This window comes from Thermomonospora echinospora, from assembly GCF_900108175.1.
Lineage (GTDB): Bacteria > Actinomycetota > Actinomycetes > Streptosporangiales > Streptosporangiaceae > Thermomonospora > Thermomonospora echinospora.
Genome location: NZ_FNVO01000008.1, coordinates 270951 through 288279 on the forward strand (window position 1 = coordinate 270951; position 17329 = coordinate 288279).

A 17329-nucleotide genomic window follows, 5' to 3' on the forward strand; every position below is an offset into this window, starting at 1 on the left:
CGCCCGTTGGCACCGGTTGTTGCGGGTTTGCGTGCGACGGCGCAGGCTGGCCTGCCATGGACGACTCCGCATGGTTCCTGCCGGCGAGCACGGCCGACCAGGTACGGGATCGGCGCGCCGGGGTGGCGTTGCTGCCCGTCGGTAGCTTCGAGCAGCACGGCCCCTTCCTGCCGCTGGCCACCGACACCGTCATCGCGTGCACGATCGCGGCCGCGCTCGCCGCCGCCCACCCCGTGCTGCGTCTGCCGCCGGTCACGATCTCCTGTTCGCACGAGCACGAGGCCTGGCCGGGAACGGTCAGCATCTCCGCCGCGACGCTGCACGCACTCGTCGGGGACGTCGCCGGCTCGCTGCGCAGGTCCGGCGTCACCAGGCTCGTCCTGGTCAACGGGCACGGCGGGAACTACGTGCTGGGCAACGTCGTCCAGGAGGCCAACGCCGCCGCGCAGGCTGCCGGGGACGGGAACGTCATGGCGCTCTTTCCGGGGCCCGAGGACTGGGAGGCCGCGCAGGCGGCGGCCGGGGTGCAGACCCCGGCCTGGAGCGACATGCACGCCGGTGAACTGGAGACGTCCCTGCTGCTGCACGCCCATCCGCAGCTGGTCAGGCCCGGCTATGCGGCGGGCGACCACGTGCACGACGACCGCCGGCACCTGCTCACCCTGGGCATGGCCGCCTACACCCGGTCGGGGGTCATCGGCAGGCCGTCCCTGGCCTCGGCGCGGAAGGGAAAGGATGTTCTCGACCACCTAGTGCGAGCGTTCGCCGACTACCTGGCGGTCCTCGGCGGGCCGGACGACTCCGGCGTCTAGGACGACCGGCGCCTCCCTGACCGGTGTCTTCTCGGCCGGCGCCTCCCCGACCGGCGTCTCGCGGGTCCCGGCGCCGCGGCGGGCGAGCAGCACCGCGGCGCCGGGCAGGCTCGCGACGAAGGTGAGCACCCCGTACGTCACCGCGGTGGTGAGCCCCTGCCCGGCGCCCAGCCCCGCGGAGCCGAACGCCACCGCGCAGAACGCCTCCCGAGGCCCCCACCCGCCGACGTTCACCGGCAGCGCCATCGCCAGCAGCGCCAGCAGCAGCAGCGGCAGCAGCCGTCCGATCGGCGCCGCCGAGCCCGCGGTGCGCGCGGCGACGAGGAACAGCGCCAGGTATCCCAGCAGCGCGGCGGCCGACAGCGCCAGCACCCCCGGCCAGGTGTCCCGGGCGAGCAGGCCCCGGCGCGTGTCGGCAACGGCGGCCGCGACCGCGCCGCGCAGCCGCGCGGCGATCGCCTCCCGCCGCGCCCACACCGCCGCCGGCACGCCCACGACAGCGAGCCCGGCCGGCACCGCGGCCGTGACGCCGGGGTCGGGCAGCAGGCCACGCGCCAGCGCGCCGGCCAACGAGGGCTCCATCAGCAGCGCGATCACCCCGGCGGGGATGAGGACCACATAGCCGCCGACCCGTTCCAGCAGCACGGTGCGGACGCCGCGGCCGAGGTCGCCGGCGCGACGGCCGTGCCGCACCGCGCGGTGCGCGTCGCCGAGCACGCCGGCGGGGAGCACCGCGTTGAGGAACTGCGCCTGGTAGTAGTCGGCCATGGCCGTGCCCGGCGGCAGCGGCAGGCCCAGCCGGCGGGCCACCAACCACCAGCGCCAGGCGCCGGCCGCGGTGGTCAGCAGCCCGATCGCCAGCGCGGCCAGCACCGCCTCGCCGTCGACCGGCCGCACTCCGTCGACGAACGCTTCGGTGCCCAGCCGCCGGGCGAGCACGGCGATGATCACCACGGCGGCGAGCACCCGCAGCCGGGACCAGCCCCGTGGCGTCACCGGCGCGCCCCGGCCTCGGGCGCCGGCAGCGCGAGCAGGTCCTCGTGATGGACCACGACCCGCAAGGAGCCCTCCGCACACGCCCGTAGCCTGCGCCGCAGGTAGGCATGCCCCTGCGGGGCCAGATCCGGCCGCTGCTCGCAGGCGGCGCCGACCCAGCCACGCAGCCACTGCGCGGTCAGCGCGGCCTGGGCGGCGTCGAGCCGCCACGGGCTGGACCGGGTGCGCACCTCGGCCCCGCGGCGGGCGAAGGCCGCCGCCGCCGCGCCGACGGCGTCCGGCCCGAGCAGGCACCGGCCGCCGGCGACGCGGCGCTGGTGGGCGTTGAAGGCCGTGGCGATCTCGGCGTCGAGCGGATCGGCCGGGTCCAGTTCGACCCGGCCCACCACGGAGATGGTCAGCAGGGCGGGGCAGCGGACCGGGGTGCAGGCCGCGGCGAGGGCGTTCACCTCCTCGGCGGTGAGCAGGTCCAGCAGCGCGGAGGCGGTCACCAGCGAGGTCCCGGCGAGCTCGTCCGGGCCGAGCCGGGTGACGTCCCGCCGCTCGGCCGTCACCGTGATGGGGCCGCCGTCGCCGGCGGGCCCGCCGATCCCGGTGGCGGCCAGTGCAAGCAGCCCGGGATCGCGGTCGTGCAGGATCCAGTGCTGCGGACCGGGCAGCCTCCCGGCCAGCCAGCGCCCCATGGCACCGGTACCGCAACCCAGATCACGGATGACCAGGCCACCGGCGGGAGGCGGCGCGGCCGCCAGGTGCGCGCGCAGCGGGTCGAGCAACTCCGGCGCGCGGGCGGCGGCGTCGGCGCCTTCGCGCAGTGCCAGCCATTCCGGCGTGAATCCGGGCGCGTTCTTCTCCCGAGCGTTCTCCTGAACCGTCACATCCGACCTTTCACGCGGCCTTGAGCGGTCGCCGTAGCAGCTCGTCGAGCACGTTCCCCAGCCGGTGCACGGTGGTCTCCCAGCCGTCGAGCGTGTCCCGCCGGGCGCGGGCCGCCGTCTTGATCCGCCGCCGCAGCGCAGGCTCGCCGAGCCAGCGGCGCAGCGCGTCCGCGAGCGCCCGCGGGTCTTCCGGAGGCGTCAGCAGCCCCGGCACGCCGCCGTCCGGCGCGCGGCCGAGGGTCTGCGGCACCGCGTCCACGGCGGTGGCCAGCACGGGGATGCCGCGAGCCAGCGCCTCGGTCACCACCATGCCGTACGTTTCGGCGCGCGAGGGCAGGACCAGTAGGTCGGCGGCGGCGTAGAGTGCGGCCAGCCGCCCACCGGTGTACGGACCTGCGAGCCGGACCCGGTCACCGAGCCCGAGCGTGCCGATCAGCGCCCGGAGCCGGCCGACATATCCGGGGTCGCGGCGCAGCGGCCCGGCGCACACGCAGCTCCACGGCAGATCGCCGACCGACCCGAGCGCCCGGACGAGCAGGTCCTGCCCTTTACGGGGGGTCACCGAGGCGACGCACAGCAGTCGGGACGCGCCGTCGGTGCCGGGGGCGAGCGGCGCCGGATCGACGCCGGGCGGGACGACGTGCACCCTGCCTGGATCCAGGCCGTGCCGGTCGACCAGCCGCCGCCCGGCCCAGGGGCTGGTCGCCAGCACCACGGTGGCCGCACGCAGCGTCACCCGTTCCCGCGAGTCCAGCTCCTCGACGACCTGCGGCGCGGTCCCGGTCTCGTCGGCCAGCGGAAGGTGCACCAGGACCGCCAGCCGCAGTCGGCGAGCCTGCGGGACGACGACCTCCGGGACCCCGCAGGCCACCAGCCCGTCCAGCAGCACCACGGTGCCGTCCGGCAGGGCGGTGAGCGCGCGGACCAGCTCGGCGCGTGTCGTCTCGTCGGGCCGTGGCCAGGAACCGGGGACGGGGATCTCGTGCACCTGCCAGCCCGAGGCGGCCAGGCCCCGGCAGACGCGCCGGTCATAGACGTTGCCGCCGCTGGGTACCGTCAGGTCGTCCACGTCACCGGGCAGGACGACGTGCACCGAGCGCGCCGTGGCCGCGTTCACAGCCGGCGCTCGAAGCCGGCCCAGGCGACGTGCGACTCGTGCAGGGTGACGGTGATCCCGTCCAGCCCGCGGGCCTGCTCGCCCAGCGCGCCCGCGTGGACCCGCTCGGCCAGCCGGTCGGCGATGACCTTGGCCAGGAACTCCGTCGTGGTGTTGGTCCCGGCGAAGTCCGGCTCGTCATCGAGGTTGCGGTAGGCGAGCGGGGCCAGCACGGCTTTGAGCTCCTGGGCGGCGAGCCCGATGTCGACCACGATGTTGTCGGTGTCCAGCTCGGTACGGCGGAAGGTCGCGTCCACCACGAACGTCGCGCCGTGTAGTCGCTGGGCCGGTCCGAAGACCTCGCCGCGGAAGCTGTGCGCGATCATGAGGTGGTCGCGGACGGTGACGCTGAACAAACGGGCTCATCCTCCCAGGAGACGGGGCCACGGGCGGCCTCAGCCGGACTCGTACGCAATACGCAGGCACAGGCTGGAGAGTTCACCGGCGGCCAGGCGCGGCAGTACCCGGGGCAGCTCCGCGAACGCGTGCTCGCCGGTGATCAGCGCGTCGAACGCGGGGTCGGCGAGCAGACGCAGGGCCAGCGACAGCCGGTCGGCGAACGTGCGGCGGGCCCGCCGGGCCTGGGACACCGCCCCCACCTGGCTGCCGCGCACCACCAGGCGACGGGAGTGGAAGGCCTCGCCCAGCGGCACACCCACCCGCCTGTCGCCGTACCAGCTGAGCTCCAGCACGGTCCCCTCGTCGGCGAGCAGCTCCAGCGACCGCGTCAGCCCCTCCTCGGTGGCGCTCGCGTGCACGACCAGGTCGCACTCCCCGGCGGCCCGCTCGGGGACGGCGAAGCCGACGCCGAGCGCGCGGGCGGTGTCCGCCCGGGCCGGATCGACGTCGACCAGTTCCACCCGCGTGCCCGGAATCGCGGCCAGCAGCCTGGCCACGCAACAGCCGACCATCCCCGCCCCGACGACGGCGACCCGGTCCCCGACCATCGGCGCCGCGTCCCACAGCGCGTTCACCGCGGTCTCCACCGTCCCGGCCAGCACCGCCCGGCCCGGCGGCACCTCGTCGGGGACGGGCGTCACCGCGTCGGTCGGGACGACGTACCGGGTCTGATGGGGGTAGAGGCAGAAGACGGTCCGGCCCAGCAGGGCCGGCGGTCCCTGCTCGACGATTCCCACATTGAGGTAGCCGTACTTGACCGGCCCGGGGAACTCGCCCTCCTGGAAGGGCGCCCGCATCGCCCGATACTGGCTTTTCGGTACGCCGCCACGGAAGACGAGGGTCTCCGTGCCCCGGCTTATCCCCGAATACAGGGTCCGGACCAGCACTTCGCCGTCGGCGGGCGGCGCCACCTCGACCGGCCTGATCTCTCCCTGGCCGGGCGAGCGGAGCCAAAATGCGCGTGCTTTGAACTCCATCGACATCCCCCACGTAGCTGATGACAGCGGGATCGGCGCGCCGGCTGGGGCGGCCGAAGAGTATCGGACGCATTGCGTCCGGGCATAGGGGACCGGAGGCGCGGTGACCACACTTGATTGGCGTGCGATGAGGGCGCCGGCCCGGGAACCGGCCGTCGGGGTGGGGGTCCAGCTGGTGCTGCTCACCGTGCTGGCGGCCGGCGTGGGGCTGCGCCCGGAGGGCTGGGCGGCCGCGACCGGCTATGCGGTGATCCTCGCCGTGCTCCTCACCTGCGCCCTGTCCCGGTCCAGGACCCGGTCGCTGGGGCCGGCCGACTGGGTCACCCTGGCCCGCGCCGAACTGGTCGGCGGTGTCACGGCCCTGGTGGCGACGGCCTGGGTCGGCAAGGCCGTACCGGTCGGGCTCATCGTCGCACTCGCCACCGTGGCGCTGGTCCTCGACGGGGTGGACGGCCAGGTCGCGCGGCGCACGGGGACGGTCTCGGCGCTGGGCGCCCGGTTCGACATGGAGACCGACGCCTTCCTCGTCCTGGTGCTCAGCGTCTTCGCGGCCAGGTCCCTCGGCGTGTGGGTGCTGGCCATCGGGGCCATGCGGTACGTCTTCGTGGCGGCGTCCTGGGCCGCGCCGTGGCTGCGGGCCTCCCTGCCACCGAGCTTCGCCAGGAAGACCGTGGCCGCGACGCAGGGCGTCATCCTCGTGGTCGCGATCGCCGGGGTGACCTCCCGCCCGGTGGCGGCCGGCCTGGTCGGGGCGGCGCTGGCGGCGCTGGTGTGGTCCTTCGGCCGCGACGTCCGGTGGCTGTGGCGTGGCCGCGGCGCCGCCGGCGCACGCGGACGAACGTCACCGGGAGTCGCCGTCTGAGGAGCGGTCGGGGCCGAGGCCGTCGCGCGAGGACCACCACAGGCGTGGCAGGAGAGGGGCGAGGGTCCGCTCCCGGAGACAGCCGTGCCACACGCCGAGGCCGTAGGCCATCTCGTCGAGCAGACGCAGCCCCGTCCACGTCAGCGGGCCCAGCGCGGAGCCGCCCTGCCTGCGGAAGGTGAGGGCGGCCGGTCCAAGGACGGCCGCGGCCAGGGGGAGCCGCAGCCGGGGGACTGCCAGGCCGATCGGGAAGGCCAGCGGCCACCACGTCCGGGTCACCGTGCGTCCGAGGATCTCCCCGGCCGCGATGGTGCCGCCCGCGGCCATGCGGGCCGCCAGCGGCCAGGGCCGGTCGGTCCAGGTGGCGAACTTGCGGGCCAGCAGCGCGGTGGTGCCCGCGGTGACCGCGAGCCCGGCCGCGGGGGTCCCGGCCGCGGTCAGCGTCCAGGCCAGGGCGCTCCAGCCGGACATGCTCAGTGCCGGCAGTTCGGCCGGGTGCCGTACGGCCAGGGGCGCGGCGGAGGTGCCGTAGTCGTGGCGGCGCGCCAGCCAGGCGCGCAGCCGGGTCCGGTGCTGGTGGGCCACGCGCGATTCGGGGACGTAGCGCACCTGCCACCCGGCGGCCGCCAGCCGCCACACGAAGTCCACGTCCTCTCCCACGCGCATGCGCTCGTCGAAGCCGTCGCCCAACGCGGCCCGCCGTACGACCAGCGTCGCGCTCGGCAGATAGGAGACGGCCGAGCGCGGGCGCACGATGCTCGCGGCGGGGCCCATGTCCAGCGCCGAGCTTTCGGCCTCGTAGCGGGCCAGAACCCCGGAGCCGGTCACGTGCGAGGTGATCCGGGGCGCGACCGCCGCGACGGCCGGGTCGGCGAAGTGCGGCAGGAGCGGGCCGAGCCAGCCCGCCTCGGGAACGCAGTCGGAATCGACGAAGGCCACCAGCGGGGTGTCCGCCGCGCGTGCGCCCGTGTTGCGGGCCGCGGCCGGCCCGCCGTTGACGTCCCGGCGGATCAGCCGGGCCCCGGCCGCGACCGCGGCCCCGGCGATCGGGGCGGGATCGGGGGAGGCGTCGTCGACCACGATGACCGGGTACGCGGTCCCCAGCGCGGTCAGGCACCGGACGAGCTCCCGGGCCCGTCCGTGGGCGGGAACGACGATCGTGACCCGCGCGTCGGCGGGAGGCCCGTCCGGGAGCGGGTGCATCATGCCCGCCTCCACGAGCCGGCGGGCGAGGAGCCCAGCGGCCCGCCCGGGACCGACCGGCGCGCCCTGCGACCATCGCCGGACCAGGTCCGCGCCCTTAGGCGTGAGCCGTACGAGGCGGGTGGGCGTGCCGCCCAGCAGGACGCGGCCGTCCTCCAACGGCGCCAGGGCGGGGTCGGGACGCAGGCGGAAGGCCGCGGGCAGCGGGGTCCTATCGGATCTCATCGTCGATCCTGTCGAGCAGTGACCGGGTCAGCCCCTGGAAGAGACGGGCGCCTTCGGTGGCGGTGGCGCCGGCCGGGTCGCCCAGGACGCCGTTGGGGCTGACCGCGCGCACTCCCTCGGCGCGCAGGCGGGGCATGAGCGCGGGCAGTGGATCGGTCGCGCCGGCCTCGGCCAGATCGTGCCGTACGGCGGAGGGGGCCAGGTGCAGCATGAGCGAGGTCTCGGTGCGTCCCGCGTGCGCGTCGCCTCCGGGTGTGTGCAGGTGGTGGACGACCAGCCGGCGTCCTTCCTGCGCGCACACCTGCGCGGCCTGCCGGAGCGCGTCGGCGTTCCCGCCGTGGCCGTTGACGACCAGGATGCCGGCCCAGTCGCGGGAGGCGTCGCGGACCAGTTCGACGACGAGCAGGGCCAGCGCCCGGGTGCCGATGCTGACGGTTCCGGGGAAGCCGGCGTGCTCGCCGCTGGCGCCATAGGCGATGGCCGGGGCGAGACCCGTCTGTGGGCGCGACTCGTGCGCGTGGTGGGCGACGGCGGCGGCGATGCGGGTGTCGGTGTCGAGCGGCAGATGCGGGCCGTGCTGTTCGAGGGAGCCGACGGGGACGAGCAGGACCTGCCGAGGCCGGGCCTCCACCTGCGGCCATGTCGCGTCGGCGAGCGGCCGGGTCATCCGGTGAAGCCGCCGTCGACGTTCAGCGCCGCGCCGGTGGTCGCGGAGGCTCCCTCCGAGCACAGCCACACCACCGCCGAGGCGATCTCGGCCGGGTCGAGGAGACGGGCGAGCCGCTGGTGGCGGGCCAGTTCGGCGGCGCCGTCGAGCCCGTAGACGCCGGCGGTGTGGTCCAGCAGCGCGGTCGCGGTGCTGCCGGGCAGCACCGCGTTGGCGGTGACGCCGCTGGGGCCGAGGTCGGCGGCCAGGGCGCGGACGTAGCCGAGCGCGGCGTGCTTGGCCGCGACGTAGGAGGCCAGGCGGGGGAGCCCGCGCTCGCCCGCCGAGGAGACGACGGCGACGAACCGGCCCCGGCCCCGCGGCGCGAGCAGCAGGCGGGGGACCGCGGCACGGGCGAGGTTGGCCACCCCGTGCAGGTTGACCGACAGGTCGCGGTCGAGGTCGGCGGGCGTCTGCTCCCAGGCGGGGCCGTCGGCGCCGATGATCCCGGCGACCGCGACCGCGGCGACCAGGTCACCGGGGCCGGCGGCGCCGACGAGCCGCGCCACGTCCGAGGGGGAACGCACGTCGCAGGGCAGCGCGGTCACCTGGGCTCCCAGGTCCCGGCACCTTTTCTCCACCGCCGTGAGGTCGTCGGCGGTGGCCAGCCGGTAGCGCAGTCCCGCGACGGCGCCGGGGGCGGGGACGTCGCCGAGGACCAGGTCGTAACCGGCGGCGGCGAGCGCGGCGGAGACCGCCGCGCCGATGCCCCGCGCGGCGCCGGTGACCACGGCGACCGGGCGCTGTGCCCCGGTCATGGCCGCGGCTGCTCCACGACCCCCAGGTCCCGGGTGAATCCCGCCGGGACGAGCACGTCGTCGGGGGTCAGCTCGTGGATGGACGAGCGCCCCAGTCCCAGCAGCGCCGAGTCCATGCCGCCGCGCAGGATGTCGAGCACGTTCTCCACGCCCGCCTGCCCGTTGGCGGCCAGGCCCCACAGGTAGGCCCGTCCGATCATCACCGCCCTGGCGCCCAGCGCCAGCGCCTTGACCACGTCGCCGCCGCGGCGCACGCCCCCGTCGAGCAGGACCTCGACCTGGTCGCCCACCGCCTGCGCGACGGCGGGCAGGGCGCGGATCGGCGCCGGCGTCCCGTCGAGGTTGTTGCCGCCGTGGTTGGACACCGAGATCGCGGTGACCCCGGCGTCGACGGCGCGCAGGGCATCGTCCACCCGGCACACGCCCTTGAGCATGAACGGCGCGTCACCCCACTGCTCGCGCAGCCAGCGCACGTCCTCCCATGAGGGGGGAGGGGTCTGCATCCACTCGCCGTAGGCCCCGAAGAACGTCGGCGCCTCCTGCCCGGCCTCGGCCAGGTTCGGCGTCGTCAGGTCCGGGAGGCGCCGGGTCTTGACGTACTCCAGCAGCCAGCGCGGACGCGCCAGCGCCTGGGGTGCGAGCTTGGCCATCGCCTTGAAGTCCAGCCGCTCGGGAATCCACGGGCTGCCCCAGTCCCGCCCGTGGGAGAACGACCAGTCGAGGGTGACGATGAGCCCCTTGGCCCCGGCGGCGCGCGCATGCTCGATGCGCCGCAGCATCGCGTCCTTGCTGCCCATCCAGTACATCTGGAAGAACACCTGCGGGTTGGCCGCCACGACCTCGGTCAGCGGCTTGCTGGCGAACGAGCTGAGGCCCATCGCCGTGCCCCGCGCCGCGGCGGCCCGCGCCACCGCCACCTCACCGTCGGGGTGCACGGCCTGCACACCGGTCGGGGAGATGATCACCGGCAGCGAGATCGACTCGCCCATGACCGTGGTGCCCAGGTCGCGCTTGGCCGACAGGCCGGCCACGTGCGGGGCGAACCCCAGCTCGGCGAACGCCTTGGTGTTGTCGTCGTAGGACACGCCCCGCTCGGACCCGGCGAGCAACGCCCCGTAGACCGACTTCGGCAGCCGCTTCCTGGCCCGCCGCTGGGCCTCGGTGACCGTCTCGAACCATGCACCGCTCATGATCGTCCTCTTGTCTCGTCCCGGTCCGGAGGGCCGTTCACCGCTGCTTGGAGCCGGCTAGCGGGCTCTCGTCGCAGAAGCGGTCCGGGCGGCCGCCCGGCATCACGGGCATGCCCAGGGACACCGGCTGACCACGGACCGGGCCCTTGTGCGAGTGGTCGGCGCCGGGCCGGGGAGCGGCCGTGCGGTCGACGGACCGCAGCGCCGCCTCGCCGTGGCCCTTGACGCATTCGGGGTCCGGGCCGTCCAGCGGGAGGCCGGTGAAGAACTTGGCCGCCATGCACCCGCCGCGGCAGGCGTCGTACGCCGAGCACTGTGTGCAGGCGCCGCCGGTCTGCGGCCGCCGCAGCTCGGCGAACAGCTCCGACTCCCGCCACACCCGGGTGAAGCCGCCCTCGTCGCGCACGTTGCCGGCCAGGAAGTTGTCGTGGATGGCGAACGGGCAGGCGTAGACGTCGCCCACCGGGTCGATCAGGCACACCACCCGGCCGGCGCCGCACAGGTTCAGCCCGGGCAGCGCCGACCCATAGGCCGAAAGGTGGAAGAACGAGTCGCCGGTGAGCACGCGCTCGCCGTGCTCGACCAGCCAGTGGTACAGGCTCTCCTGCTGCTCGGCCGTGGGGTGCAGCTCGTCCCACACGTCGGCGCCGCGGCCGGAGGGCCGCAGCCGGGTCAGCCGCAGCTGGGCGCCGTAGCGGTCGGCGAGCGCCTGGAACGCGTCCAGCTGCCCGGCGTTGTGCCGGGTCACCACGACCGAGATCTTGAAGTCGCGGAACCCGGCCTCCTGGAGGTACCGCATCGCCCGGGTCGCGGTGGCGTACGAGCCCTGCCCGCGGACCGCGTCGTTGACCTCGGCGGTGGCGCCGTCCAGCGAGATCTGCACGTCCACGTAGTCGCTGTCGGCCAGCCGGGCCGCCACCTCTGGGGTGATCTTGACCCCGTTGGTGGAGAACTTCACTCCGACCCGGTGGGCGGTGGCGTAGTCCACCAGCTCCCAGAAGTCCGAGCGCACCGTGGGCTCCCCGCCCCCGATGTTCACGTAGAACACCTGCATCCGCTCGAGCTCGTCGATCACCGCCTTGGCCTCGGCGGTGGTGAGCTCCCGTGGGTCCCGCCGGCCCGAGCTGGACAGGCAGTGCACGCACGCCAGGTTGCAGGCGTAGGTGAGCTCCCAGGTCAGGCAGATCGGGGCGTCGAGACCATGCTGGAAGTGGTCCACCAGGCGGCCGGGCGACCGGTCCGGGCGCCGGGGCGCGGTGGGGGCGAGGGCCACGGTGCTGTTCTCCTTCGGATCCTTCAGGACTTGCCTGCGGCGGCCGCCCGCCTGACGAGCATGGCGGAGTCCGCCAGCGTGGCCAGCGCGGCCTGGTAGCGGCCCAGGTCGTCCTCCTCGACGCCTGCGCTGCGCAGGGCGGCCCGGGCGCTGGGCTGGTCGGCCAGGGCGCGTACCCCGGTCAGCAGCGTGCGGTCCTTGAGGAACGACAGCCGCCGCGTGCCGAAGTGGTAGAGCAGCGCCCCGAACGGCTCGGGGCGCACCGCCACCTGCGGGTGCAGCTCCCAGGCGGCGTCGAGGTCGAAACCCGCGGACTGGGCGCCGGCGCCGGGAGGGCTGGGCTCGGGCATCGCGGGCGTGCTTAGTAGACGCCGCACATGCCGTCGATCGAGACCTCCTCCACGAGCAGGTCCTGCTCCAGGAGGTCCTGCCCGTCCGGAGCGGTCGCGCGCTCGTCCTGCGCGGGGGAGGGGGAGACGGAGGCCGGGACCTGCGAAAGACCGCTCATGAAAGACTCCTTCAGTCAACCGCACGTGATACCTCATCGCGTGTGCGGCCACGATAATGGCACTTGGTGCCGAAAGGAAGAGGTGTGCCGGAGACGACCGATCGACCTTCGGCCGCCCGCGCCCCACGGGTCGGGCGCCGACCTCGTACCTCGCGCGCGGAGCTGGAGCAGGTCGCGCTGCGGCTGTTCGCCGAGCGCGGTTTCGAGGAGACCACCGTCGACGACATCGCGGCTGCCGCCGGCATCGGCCGGCGCACCTTCTTCCGCTACTACGGCTCCAAGAACGACGTGGTCTGGGGCGACTTCGAGCGCGAGCTGGAGCACATGCGCGCCTGGTTCGCCGGCTGCCCGCCGGAGATCCCGATGATGGACGCCCTGCGCCGGGCGGTGGTGGCGTTCAACCGCCTGGACCCCGACCAGGTCCCCTGGCACCGGCTGCGGATGATGATGATCCTCCAGGTGCCCGCGCTCCAGGCGCACTCCACGCTGCGCTACGCCGACTGGCGCGCCGTGGTCGCGGTGTTCGTCGCGGGCCGCCTCGGGCAGCCCGCGGACGCCCTGATGCCCCAGGCGATCGCGTACGCGTGCCTGGGCGCCGCCGTGGCCTCCTACGAGCAGTGGCTGCGCCACGACGACGCCGACCTGGGCGAGCTCCTCAACCGGGCCATGAGCGCCCTCGCCCACGGCTTCCAGGGCGCCCTCGACCCTCCCGGGCCCGTATCCGGCCAGACGCCGACCGGCTAGGCGCCCTCTGCGGCCGGCGGGGCGCCGGGCGGACGCCGCGTCACTGCGGTGGCGCCTCGGTCGCCGCGACGACCTCGCAGGTGCAGTAGCGGCAGCGCCGGGCGGCGACCGGAATGGCGCTGAGGCATTCGGGACAGTCGCGTTCGGTGGCCCGCTCGCCGCGGTGCAGACGGGCGATGAGCTTGGTGGTGGGCAGCACCACCAGGAAGTAGACGATGAGCGCGGTGATGAAGAAGGCCGTCGCGGAGGTCAGGAACACCCCGTAGGGGAACCTGGTGCCGGCGATCGTGAAGCTGAGCCGGGTGAAGTCGGGCTCGCCGCCCAGCAGGGCCAGCAGCGGCGCGATGAACGCGGTGACGAAGTCCTTGACCAGGCCGGCGAAGGCCGCGCCGACCACGAAGGCGACCGCGAGGTCCACCAGGTTGCCGCGGATCAGGAAGCTGCGGAAGCCGCCCAGGGTCTCCAGGCCCGACTTGCGCAGCTCGACGAGCTCGTGCCGGCGGGGGACAGGGTGAATCCTCATGCGATCGCTTTACCCGGAGTTTGCCGGATATGCCTTCCGGTCGGGCCGCGGGGTCAGGCGGCCCGCCGGTCCAGCGACGACACCAGGCCGCGCACGTCCACCCGCAGGTGGCGCAGCACGCGGATCGCGTTGCTCCGGCCGTCGGCCAGCAGGCCGTGCAGCAGGTCGGCGGGCTCCACCGGGGTCCGGCCGCGGCGGCGGGCCCGCCACGACGCCACCTCCAGCACCTTGCGACCGCCACCGGTGAACGGCAGGTCCCGGCCCGGCCCCACCACGGCGACCCGCAGCGGCCACAGCACGCTGCGGCGCACCTCGAACGGCTCGTCCTCGCCCAACGCCCGCATCCGGCGCCGTACCTCGTCCAGGTCGATGCCCAAGGTGGCGAGCAGTTCACGGTCGCTGTAGGGGCGGGGCCGGCTCAGCGCCGCGGCGATCGCGTGCTGCGCCGCCGGCCCAATGACGCCGTGCCGTTCCAGCGTCGGCGCCAGGGCTGCGTCCTCGCACAGGGCCAGCAGCACGAACTCGGTGCCGATCCGGTCGCGCCCGGCCGCGGCGGCCAGGTCACCGGCCCGGATCACGACCTCGCGCGCGCCGGGGGAGAACCTGCGGAACATCCTCACCTCCGATGACGGCGGGCATGCTTGCGGTGAACCGACTGGCGGCGGACCCCCAGCGCCGAGGCGATCGCCTCCCACGACCAGCCCAGCGCCCGGGCGTGGTCGACCTGGCGGGCCTCGATCTCCTCCAGCAGGCCGCGCAGCGCCGCCACGGCGGCCAGCCCCACCGCGGGGTCGGTGCTGTCGGCCGCTCCGGCCAACTCCCTGGCTCGGCTCATGGCTGTCAGCCTAGGCTGACACGTTGGATTGGTCAACTGAAGTTGACCCGAGGGGGCCGACCGGGACGGTGCGGTGCTGCGGAGGGCGTCTGGCCCGGACTCCCGTGCCTGCGGAGGCGGGCATCCCGGCGACCGCGGTGTTCGCCTCCTCGGGCCGGTCTCCGGCCGGGCTTAGGGTTGGCGCATGACCTCTGGGGTGGAGTGGGACGAGGACCTGGTCGGTGAGTTCGTGGCCGGGTTCGACTACCCGATGTTCGTGGTGACCGCCGTCGACCCGGCCACGGGGGCACGGGCGGGCTGCCTGGTCGGCTTCGCCACGCAGACCAGCATCGAGCCGTTCCGGTTCCTGGTCTGCCTGTCACGGCGCAACCACACGTACCGGGTGGCCGGGTCCGCGCCGGTCCTGGCCGTGCACGTCCTCGGCCGGGAGGGTGAGGACCAGCGGGAACTGGCGTCCCTGTTCGGCGAGGAGACCGGTGACGAGATCGACAAGTTCGCCCGCTGCGACTGGCGGCCGGGCCCGGGCGGCGTGCCCCTGCTGACAGCCTCCCCCCGCCGCCTGGTGGGTCGCGTCCTGGAACGCCTCGACCTGGGCGACCACGTCGGTTTCCTGCTGGCCCCGGTCGGGCTGCGGATCGACTCCGCGGCCGACCCGATCGGCTTCGCCGCCCTGCCCGACCTGGACGCGGGCCACCCGGCCGGCTGAGGAGCCCCTCCGGAAAAGGCGCTCCAGCTGCTCCAATTCCGGACGTTCGCATCGATTCGGCAAGACCGGCCGACAACCGGCAGAGTGTGCGATGGCTGTGCTTGTCCGGCAACCGGAAAAGGTGCTTCCCGGCGGTCGGCGATATGAGCATAATTCGGCGTTCCGCCGAGCCTTGAACGGTCGGCGAGACCGATCCCGATGACTGCTTTTAGCAGTTGATTAACTGTTCGAAAGTGGCGGCGGCCGCCATTGGCGGGTACACGTAACCCTGACGTGAGACATCGATCCCGGAAGGGGAAATTGTGTTCGACCAGCGATCCGACGCGACACGCGCCAGGCGGGCCGGTGCTGTCCTGGGCGTTGCCGCCGCCGCGCTGCTCCTCGCTCCCACGGCTGCCTTCTCCGCCACTCAGGCGCCCCAGGCGCTTCCGGCGGGGGTGGTCAAGCTGAACGACGGCGAGGGGTGCCCGTCCATGACCCTGTGCCTTTACCGCGACTACGACCGCAGGGGCCCGGCTTACGGGATCGGCGCGGGATACACCGTCGACCTCAGCCAGCTCCCCATGGGGAGCGGAACCGCCGCCAACAACATCTCCTCATGGGTCAACATGACCCGGTACACGGCCGCGCTGATCGACCGTGACAAGAACCGGATCCGCCTCCTGCTCCCGGGGGAGTCCCTTGAGGAGCCGATGAGCAGCAACGACAGCGTCGACGAGGTCAGCTGGGCATTCTGAGCACAGGGGAAGGGCCGGTACCAGGCACGCGGACCGGCACATTCCGACCGAGTCTCGCGCCCACGGTGTTCTCTGGCGAACGCGGGGGAGCGAGGACGAACAGAGGGACGGGGCCGCCCCGTCCCTCTGTTCGTTTCCCACCTGGCGTGCTCCGCCAGGTTCACGGAGGCGGCGACGTACGGCTGCCCGGCACGGGCAGCACACCGGACGGGCCGGCGCTCCCGGCGTGGGCGGCCCGTGGGCGGGCGACGGCCGCTCCGCCGAAGCGGACACGTCCGGCCGCAGTCGCGGGGGTGCATTGAGCGGCCCGCCGCCCAAGCGGAGGCGAATCGCTTGAGCAAGGGCTCGTCCTGCCACTGATCCGACGTTTTCGGGTCACGGGCGGATTTCTGATGGGAACCTTTGTCGCAAGTCCCGGAGTCGTGGTCGCGGCCGATGCGGTTCACCGTTCCCCTAACCCGCACGATGGAACGGGCGCGTCAACGGCAGAAAATGCCAAAAATGTCGGACAAATCAGCTACTCCCCAGTACGACATTCCGATGTATAAGTGAGGTCGTACCCTCCAATCCCCCCTTGGAGAGCTGATGCGCGTCCCCCGCCTCGCGCTTGCCGCAGTATGTGCGGCGACCCTCACCATCGGCCTGACCGCCACCGCCCGATCCGCTTCCGCAGCCGCCGTCAACTACGTCGCACTCGGCGATTCCTACTCCTCCGGACTCGGCGCGGGAAGCTACGACTCCGCCAGCGGAAACTGCAAACGCAGCAACAACGCCTATCCGAAACTGTGGGCCAACGCCAACGCTCCGGCCTCGTTCCGGTTCGTCGCCTGCTCGGGGGCCACGACCACGTCCATCGCCAGCGGCCAGCTCGGCGCCCTGAGCTCGGCCACCACCCTGGTGACGGTCACGGCCGGCGGCAACGACGCCGGATTCGCGAACGTCATGGAAACGTGCGTCCTGGGCTCCGACTCGACCTGCATCAACGCGGTCAACAACGCCAAGGCCTTCATGCAGAACCAGCTGCCGGGCCGGCTCGACACGCTTTACGGGGCGATCCGCTCGAAGGCGCCGTCGGCCCGCGTCGTGGTGCTCGACTATCCGCGGCTCTACAAGATCGTGAATGTCTGCGTGGGGCTCAGCAACACCAAGCGGACCGCGCTGAACGGCGCGGCCGACCTGCTGGACAGCGTGATAGCCGGCGCCAGCGGCCGGGCGAATTTCACCTACTCCGGCGTACGGGACGAGTTCGCGGGGCACGAACTGTGCAGCGGACACGACTGGCTGAACTCGGTCACCATCCCGATCGACAACTCCTACCATCCGACCGCTCTGGGCCAGCGCAGCGGCTACTACGCCGCGCTCAACTCGGTGCTGTGAGCACGCGGTAGCGCCCTTTCCACCCCGTCCCGCGGGGCGCTCCCTCGACGGCCGGGTGCGGACGCCCGCACCCGGCCGTTCACATGCTCCGACCGTGCACGGGGGACGCCGGACTCCCGAAGCCACCCGGGCGCGCGTCCAGCGCGCCGGGCATCTCCCGCCGGACATGATCCGCATCTGATGCGCATCGTGTCCGGCGGCCGCATGGTCAGCGCCGCGTTCCCTCACGTACGACCCCGGCCGTCAACAGTCGCCGCGACACGGCCCCGCACCGGCTGTCCGTCGCGCCGTCCCGGAACGCCCGCCGCTCCTCGGCGTGGATCCCGACCACCACGAACGTGAACGCGCCCACCACGGCGCCGGCCAGGAAGACGGCGAGCACGATCACCAGCACGGCCATTTCGATCACCCCTCTCACAAGAGCCCGGACCCACCCGTCCGGTCCGGCGTCGATCACCTGGGGGATC

Annotated in this window: 22 protein-coding genes; 6 read left to right on the forward strand and 16 right to left on the reverse strand. The window is 73.9% G+C overall.

Annotation, left to right across the window (positions count from 1 at the left end; all coding sequences use genetic code 11):
- Nucleotides 1–56: 56 nt before the first annotated feature.
- The gene (locus tag C4U03_RS20320) at nucleotides 57–812 is read left to right on the forward strand and encodes a creatininase family protein (protein WP_103939384.1); all 756 of its coding nucleotides are present in this window, start codon (nucleotides 57–59) and stop codon (nucleotides 810–812) included.
- Here C4U03_RS20320 and C4U03_RS20325 read toward each other — a convergent pair.
- From C4U03_RS20325 to C4U03_RS20345, 5 genes are read right to left on the reverse strand one after another with little or no spacing between them, the layout of a single operon-like run.
- The gene (locus C4U03_RS20325; protein WP_103939385.1) at nucleotides 750–1808 is read right to left on the reverse strand and encodes a lysylphosphatidylglycerol synthase transmembrane domain-containing protein; all 1059 of its coding nucleotides are present in this window, start codon (nucleotides 1806–1808) and stop codon (nucleotides 750–752) included. The two genes, C4U03_RS20320 and C4U03_RS20325, sit on opposite strands and share 63 nt — an antisense overlap.
- Complete coding sequence (locus C4U03_RS20330) at nucleotides 1805–2683, reverse strand: class I SAM-dependent methyltransferase (protein WP_103939386.1); 879 nt, start codon at nucleotides 2681–2683, stop codon at nucleotides 1805–1807. Before C4U03_RS20330 ends, C4U03_RS20325 begins: the two co-directional genes overlap by 4 nt.
- Nucleotides 2684–2693: 10 nt before the next feature.
- Nucleotides 2694–3800 carry a glycosyltransferase family 4 protein gene (locus tag C4U03_RS20335; RefSeq protein ID WP_235017994.1) on the reverse strand — a complete coding sequence of 369 codons (1107 nt, stop codon included), beginning with the start codon at nucleotides 3798–3800 and terminating at the stop codon, nucleotides 2694–2696.
- The gene (locus tag C4U03_RS20340; RefSeq protein ID WP_103939388.1) at nucleotides 3797–4195 is read right to left on the reverse strand and encodes a 6-pyruvoyl trahydropterin synthase family protein; all 399 of its coding nucleotides are present in this window, start codon (nucleotides 4193–4195) and stop codon (nucleotides 3797–3799) included. The genes C4U03_RS20335 and C4U03_RS20340 overlap by 4 nt, the downstream gene beginning before the upstream one ends.
- 39 nt (nucleotides 4196–4234) lie before the next feature.
- Complete coding sequence (locus C4U03_RS20345; protein WP_103939389.1) at nucleotides 4235–5215, reverse strand: zinc-dependent alcohol dehydrogenase; 981 nt, start codon at nucleotides 5213–5215, stop codon at nucleotides 4235–4237.
- A 103-nt stretch (nucleotides 5216–5318) separates the two neighbouring features.
- On the opposite strand from C4U03_RS20345, the gene C4U03_RS20350 reads away from it, so the two are divergent.
- Nucleotides 5319–6077 carry a CDP-alcohol phosphatidyltransferase family protein gene (locus C4U03_RS20350; protein WP_235017995.1) on the forward strand — a complete coding sequence of 253 codons (759 nt, stop codon included), beginning with the start codon at nucleotides 5319–5321 and terminating at the stop codon, nucleotides 6075–6077.
- On the opposite strand, the gene mftF is transcribed toward C4U03_RS20350, so the two are convergent.
- From mftF to mftA, 7 genes are read right to left on the reverse strand one after another with little or no spacing between them, the layout of a single operon-like run.
- Nucleotides 6057–7505: a mycofactocin biosynthesis glycosyltransferase MftF gene (gene mftF, locus C4U03_RS20355; protein ID WP_103939391.1), complete on the reverse strand. Its 1449-nt coding sequence runs from the start codon at nucleotides 7503–7505 to the stop codon at nucleotides 6057–6059. The genes C4U03_RS20350 and mftF overlap by 21 nt on opposite strands.
- Nucleotides 7492–8172 carry a mycofactocin biosynthesis peptidyl-dipeptidase MftE gene (gene mftE / locus C4U03_RS20360; protein ID WP_103939392.1) on the reverse strand — a complete coding sequence of 227 codons (681 nt, stop codon included), beginning with the start codon at nucleotides 8170–8172 and terminating at the stop codon, nucleotides 7492–7494. Before mftE ends, mftF begins: the two co-directional genes overlap by 14 nt.
- Entirely contained in the window at nucleotides 8169–8969 is an 801-nt protein-coding gene (locus tag C4U03_RS20365) for an SDR family oxidoreductase (protein WP_103939393.1), read from the reverse strand. Before C4U03_RS20365 ends, mftE begins: the two co-directional genes overlap by 4 nt.
- Nucleotides 8966–10159: a pre-mycofactocin synthase MftD gene (mftD, locus tag C4U03_RS20370; RefSeq protein WP_103939394.1), complete on the reverse strand. Its 1194-nt coding sequence runs from the start codon at nucleotides 10157–10159 to the stop codon at nucleotides 8966–8968. The genes C4U03_RS20365 and mftD overlap by 4 nt, the downstream gene beginning before the upstream one ends.
- A 37-nt stretch (nucleotides 10160–10196) precedes the next feature.
- Entirely contained in the window at nucleotides 10197–11432 is a 1236-nt protein-coding gene (gene mftC / locus C4U03_RS20375) for a mycofactocin radical SAM maturase (protein WP_200827347.1), read from the reverse strand.
- Between the two features lie 23 nt (nucleotides 11433–11455).
- Nucleotides 11456–11782 carry a mycofactocin biosynthesis chaperone MftB gene (gene mftB, locus C4U03_RS20380; RefSeq protein WP_103939396.1) on the reverse strand — a complete coding sequence of 109 codons (327 nt, stop codon included), beginning with the start codon at nucleotides 11780–11782 and terminating at the stop codon, nucleotides 11456–11458.
- Between the two features lie 11 nt (nucleotides 11783–11793).
- On the reverse strand, nucleotides 11794–11940 hold the full coding sequence (mftA, locus tag C4U03_RS20385; protein WP_103939397.1) for a mycofactocin precursor MftA: 147 nt from the start codon (nucleotides 11938–11940) through the stop codon (nucleotides 11794–11796).
- 84 nt (nucleotides 11941–12024) lie between these two features.
- On the opposite strand from mftA, the gene mftR reads away from it, so the two are divergent.
- The gene (gene mftR, locus C4U03_RS20390) at nucleotides 12025–12684 is read left to right on the forward strand and encodes a mycofactocin system transcriptional regulator (RefSeq protein ID WP_103939398.1); all 660 of its coding nucleotides are present in this window, start codon (nucleotides 12025–12027) and stop codon (nucleotides 12682–12684) included.
- A gap of 40 nt (nucleotides 12685–12724) precedes the next feature.
- Here mftR and C4U03_RS20395 read toward each other — a convergent pair whose 3' ends face one another.
- Genes C4U03_RS20395 through C4U03_RS20405 form a run of 3 tightly spaced genes read right to left on the reverse strand, consistent with a single transcriptional unit; the run spans nucleotide 12725 to nucleotide 14042 of the window.
- Nucleotides 12725–13207 (reverse strand): MscL family protein, encoded by a 483-nt coding sequence (locus C4U03_RS20395; RefSeq protein ID WP_327373208.1) that lies wholly within the window; start codon nucleotides 13205–13207, stop codon nucleotides 12725–12727.
- A 53-nt stretch (nucleotides 13208–13260) separates the two neighbouring features.
- Nucleotides 13261–13821, reverse strand: coding sequence for a Clp protease N-terminal domain-containing protein (locus C4U03_RS20400; protein ID WP_103939399.1), 561 nt, complete (start codon nucleotides 13819–13821; stop codon nucleotides 13261–13263).
- A gap of 2 nt (nucleotides 13822–13823) precedes the next feature.
- Nucleotides 13824–14042 carry a helix-turn-helix domain-containing protein gene (locus C4U03_RS20405; RefSeq protein ID WP_103939400.1) on the reverse strand — a complete coding sequence of 73 codons (219 nt, stop codon included), beginning with the start codon at nucleotides 14040–14042 and terminating at the stop codon, nucleotides 13824–13826.
- A gap of 184 nt (nucleotides 14043–14226) precedes the next feature.
- Between C4U03_RS20405 and C4U03_RS20410 the strand changes: the two genes are divergently transcribed.
- The 3 genes from C4U03_RS20410 to C4U03_RS20420 all read left to right on the forward strand — a co-directional run bounded on the left by C4U03_RS20410 (nucleotide 14227) and on the right by C4U03_RS20420 (nucleotide 16862).
- Nucleotides 14227–14748 (forward strand): flavin reductase family protein, encoded by a 522-nt coding sequence (locus C4U03_RS20410; protein ID WP_103939401.1) that lies wholly within the window; start codon nucleotides 14227–14229, stop codon nucleotides 14746–14748.
- Nucleotides 14749–15050: 302 nt separating this feature from the next.
- Nucleotides 15051–15485 carry a peptidase inhibitor family I36 protein gene (locus C4U03_RS20415; RefSeq protein WP_103939402.1) on the forward strand — a complete coding sequence of 145 codons (435 nt, stop codon included), beginning with the start codon at nucleotides 15051–15053 and terminating at the stop codon, nucleotides 15483–15485.
- Between the two features lie 585 nt (nucleotides 15486–16070).
- Entirely contained in the window at nucleotides 16071–16862 is a 792-nt protein-coding gene (locus C4U03_RS20420) for an SGNH/GDSL hydrolase family protein (protein ID WP_103939403.1), read from the forward strand.
- A gap of 208 nt (nucleotides 16863–17070) precedes the next feature.
- On the opposite strand, the gene C4U03_RS20425 is transcribed toward C4U03_RS20420, so the two are convergent.
- Nucleotides 17071–17271 (reverse strand): hypothetical protein, encoded by a 201-nt coding sequence (locus C4U03_RS20425; RefSeq protein ID WP_146087441.1) that lies wholly within the window; start codon nucleotides 17269–17271, stop codon nucleotides 17071–17073.
- Between the last annotated feature and the right edge of the window lie 58 nt (nucleotides 17272–17329).

What these genes read in the sequence shown, in the direction of transcription:
- C4U03_RS20410 (WP_103939401.1), top strand. Translation starts at nt 14,227, where the DNA reads ATGACCTCTGGGGTGGAGTGGGACGAGGACCTGGTCGGTGAGTTCGTG.
- C4U03_RS20405 (WP_103939400.1), bottom strand. Translation starts at nt 14,042, where the DNA reads ATGAGCCGAGCCAGGGAGTTGGCCGGAGCGGCCGACAGCACCGACCCC.
- C4U03_RS20420 (WP_103939403.1), top strand. Translation starts at nt 16,071, where the DNA reads ATGCGCGTCCCCCGCCTCGCGCTTGCCGCAGTATGTGCGGCGACCCTC.
- C4U03_RS20320 (WP_103939384.1), top strand. Translation starts at nt 57, where the DNA reads ATGGACGACTCCGCATGGTTCCTGCCGGCGAGCACGGCCGACCAGGTA.
- mftB (WP_103939396.1), bottom strand. Translation starts at nt 11,782, where the DNA reads ATGCCCGAGCCCAGCCCTCCCGGCGCCGGCGCCCAGTCCGCGGGTTTC.
- C4U03_RS20365 (WP_103939393.1), bottom strand. Translation starts at nt 8,969, where the DNA reads ATGACCGGGGCACAGCGCCCGGTCGCCGTGGTCACCGGCGCCGCGCGG.
- mftF (WP_103939391.1), bottom strand. Translation starts at nt 7,505, where the DNA reads ATGAGATCCGATAGGACCCCGCTGCCCGCGGCCTTCCGCCTGCGTCCC.
- C4U03_RS20395 (WP_327373208.1), bottom strand. Translation starts at nt 13,207, where the DNA reads ATGAGGATTCACCCTGTCCCCCGCCGGCACGAGCTCGTCGAGCTGCGC.
- C4U03_RS20345 (WP_103939389.1), bottom strand. Translation starts at nt 5,215, where the DNA reads ATGGAGTTCAAAGCACGCGCATTTTGGCTCCGCTCGCCCGGCCAGGGA.
- C4U03_RS20400 (WP_103939399.1), bottom strand. Translation starts at nt 13,821, where the DNA reads ATGTTCCGCAGGTTCTCCCCCGGCGCGCGCGAGGTCGTGATCCGGGCC.
- mftA (WP_103939397.1), bottom strand. Translation starts at nt 11,940, where the DNA reads ATGAGCGGTCTTTCGCAGGTCCCGGCCTCCGTCTCCCCCTCCCCCGCG.
- mftD (WP_103939394.1), bottom strand. Translation starts at nt 10,159, where the DNA reads ATGAGCGGTGCATGGTTCGAGACGGTCACCGAGGCCCAGCGGCGGGCC.
- mftE (WP_103939392.1), bottom strand. Translation starts at nt 8,172, where the DNA reads ATGACCCGGCCGCTCGCCGACGCGACATGGCCGCAGGTGGAGGCCCGG.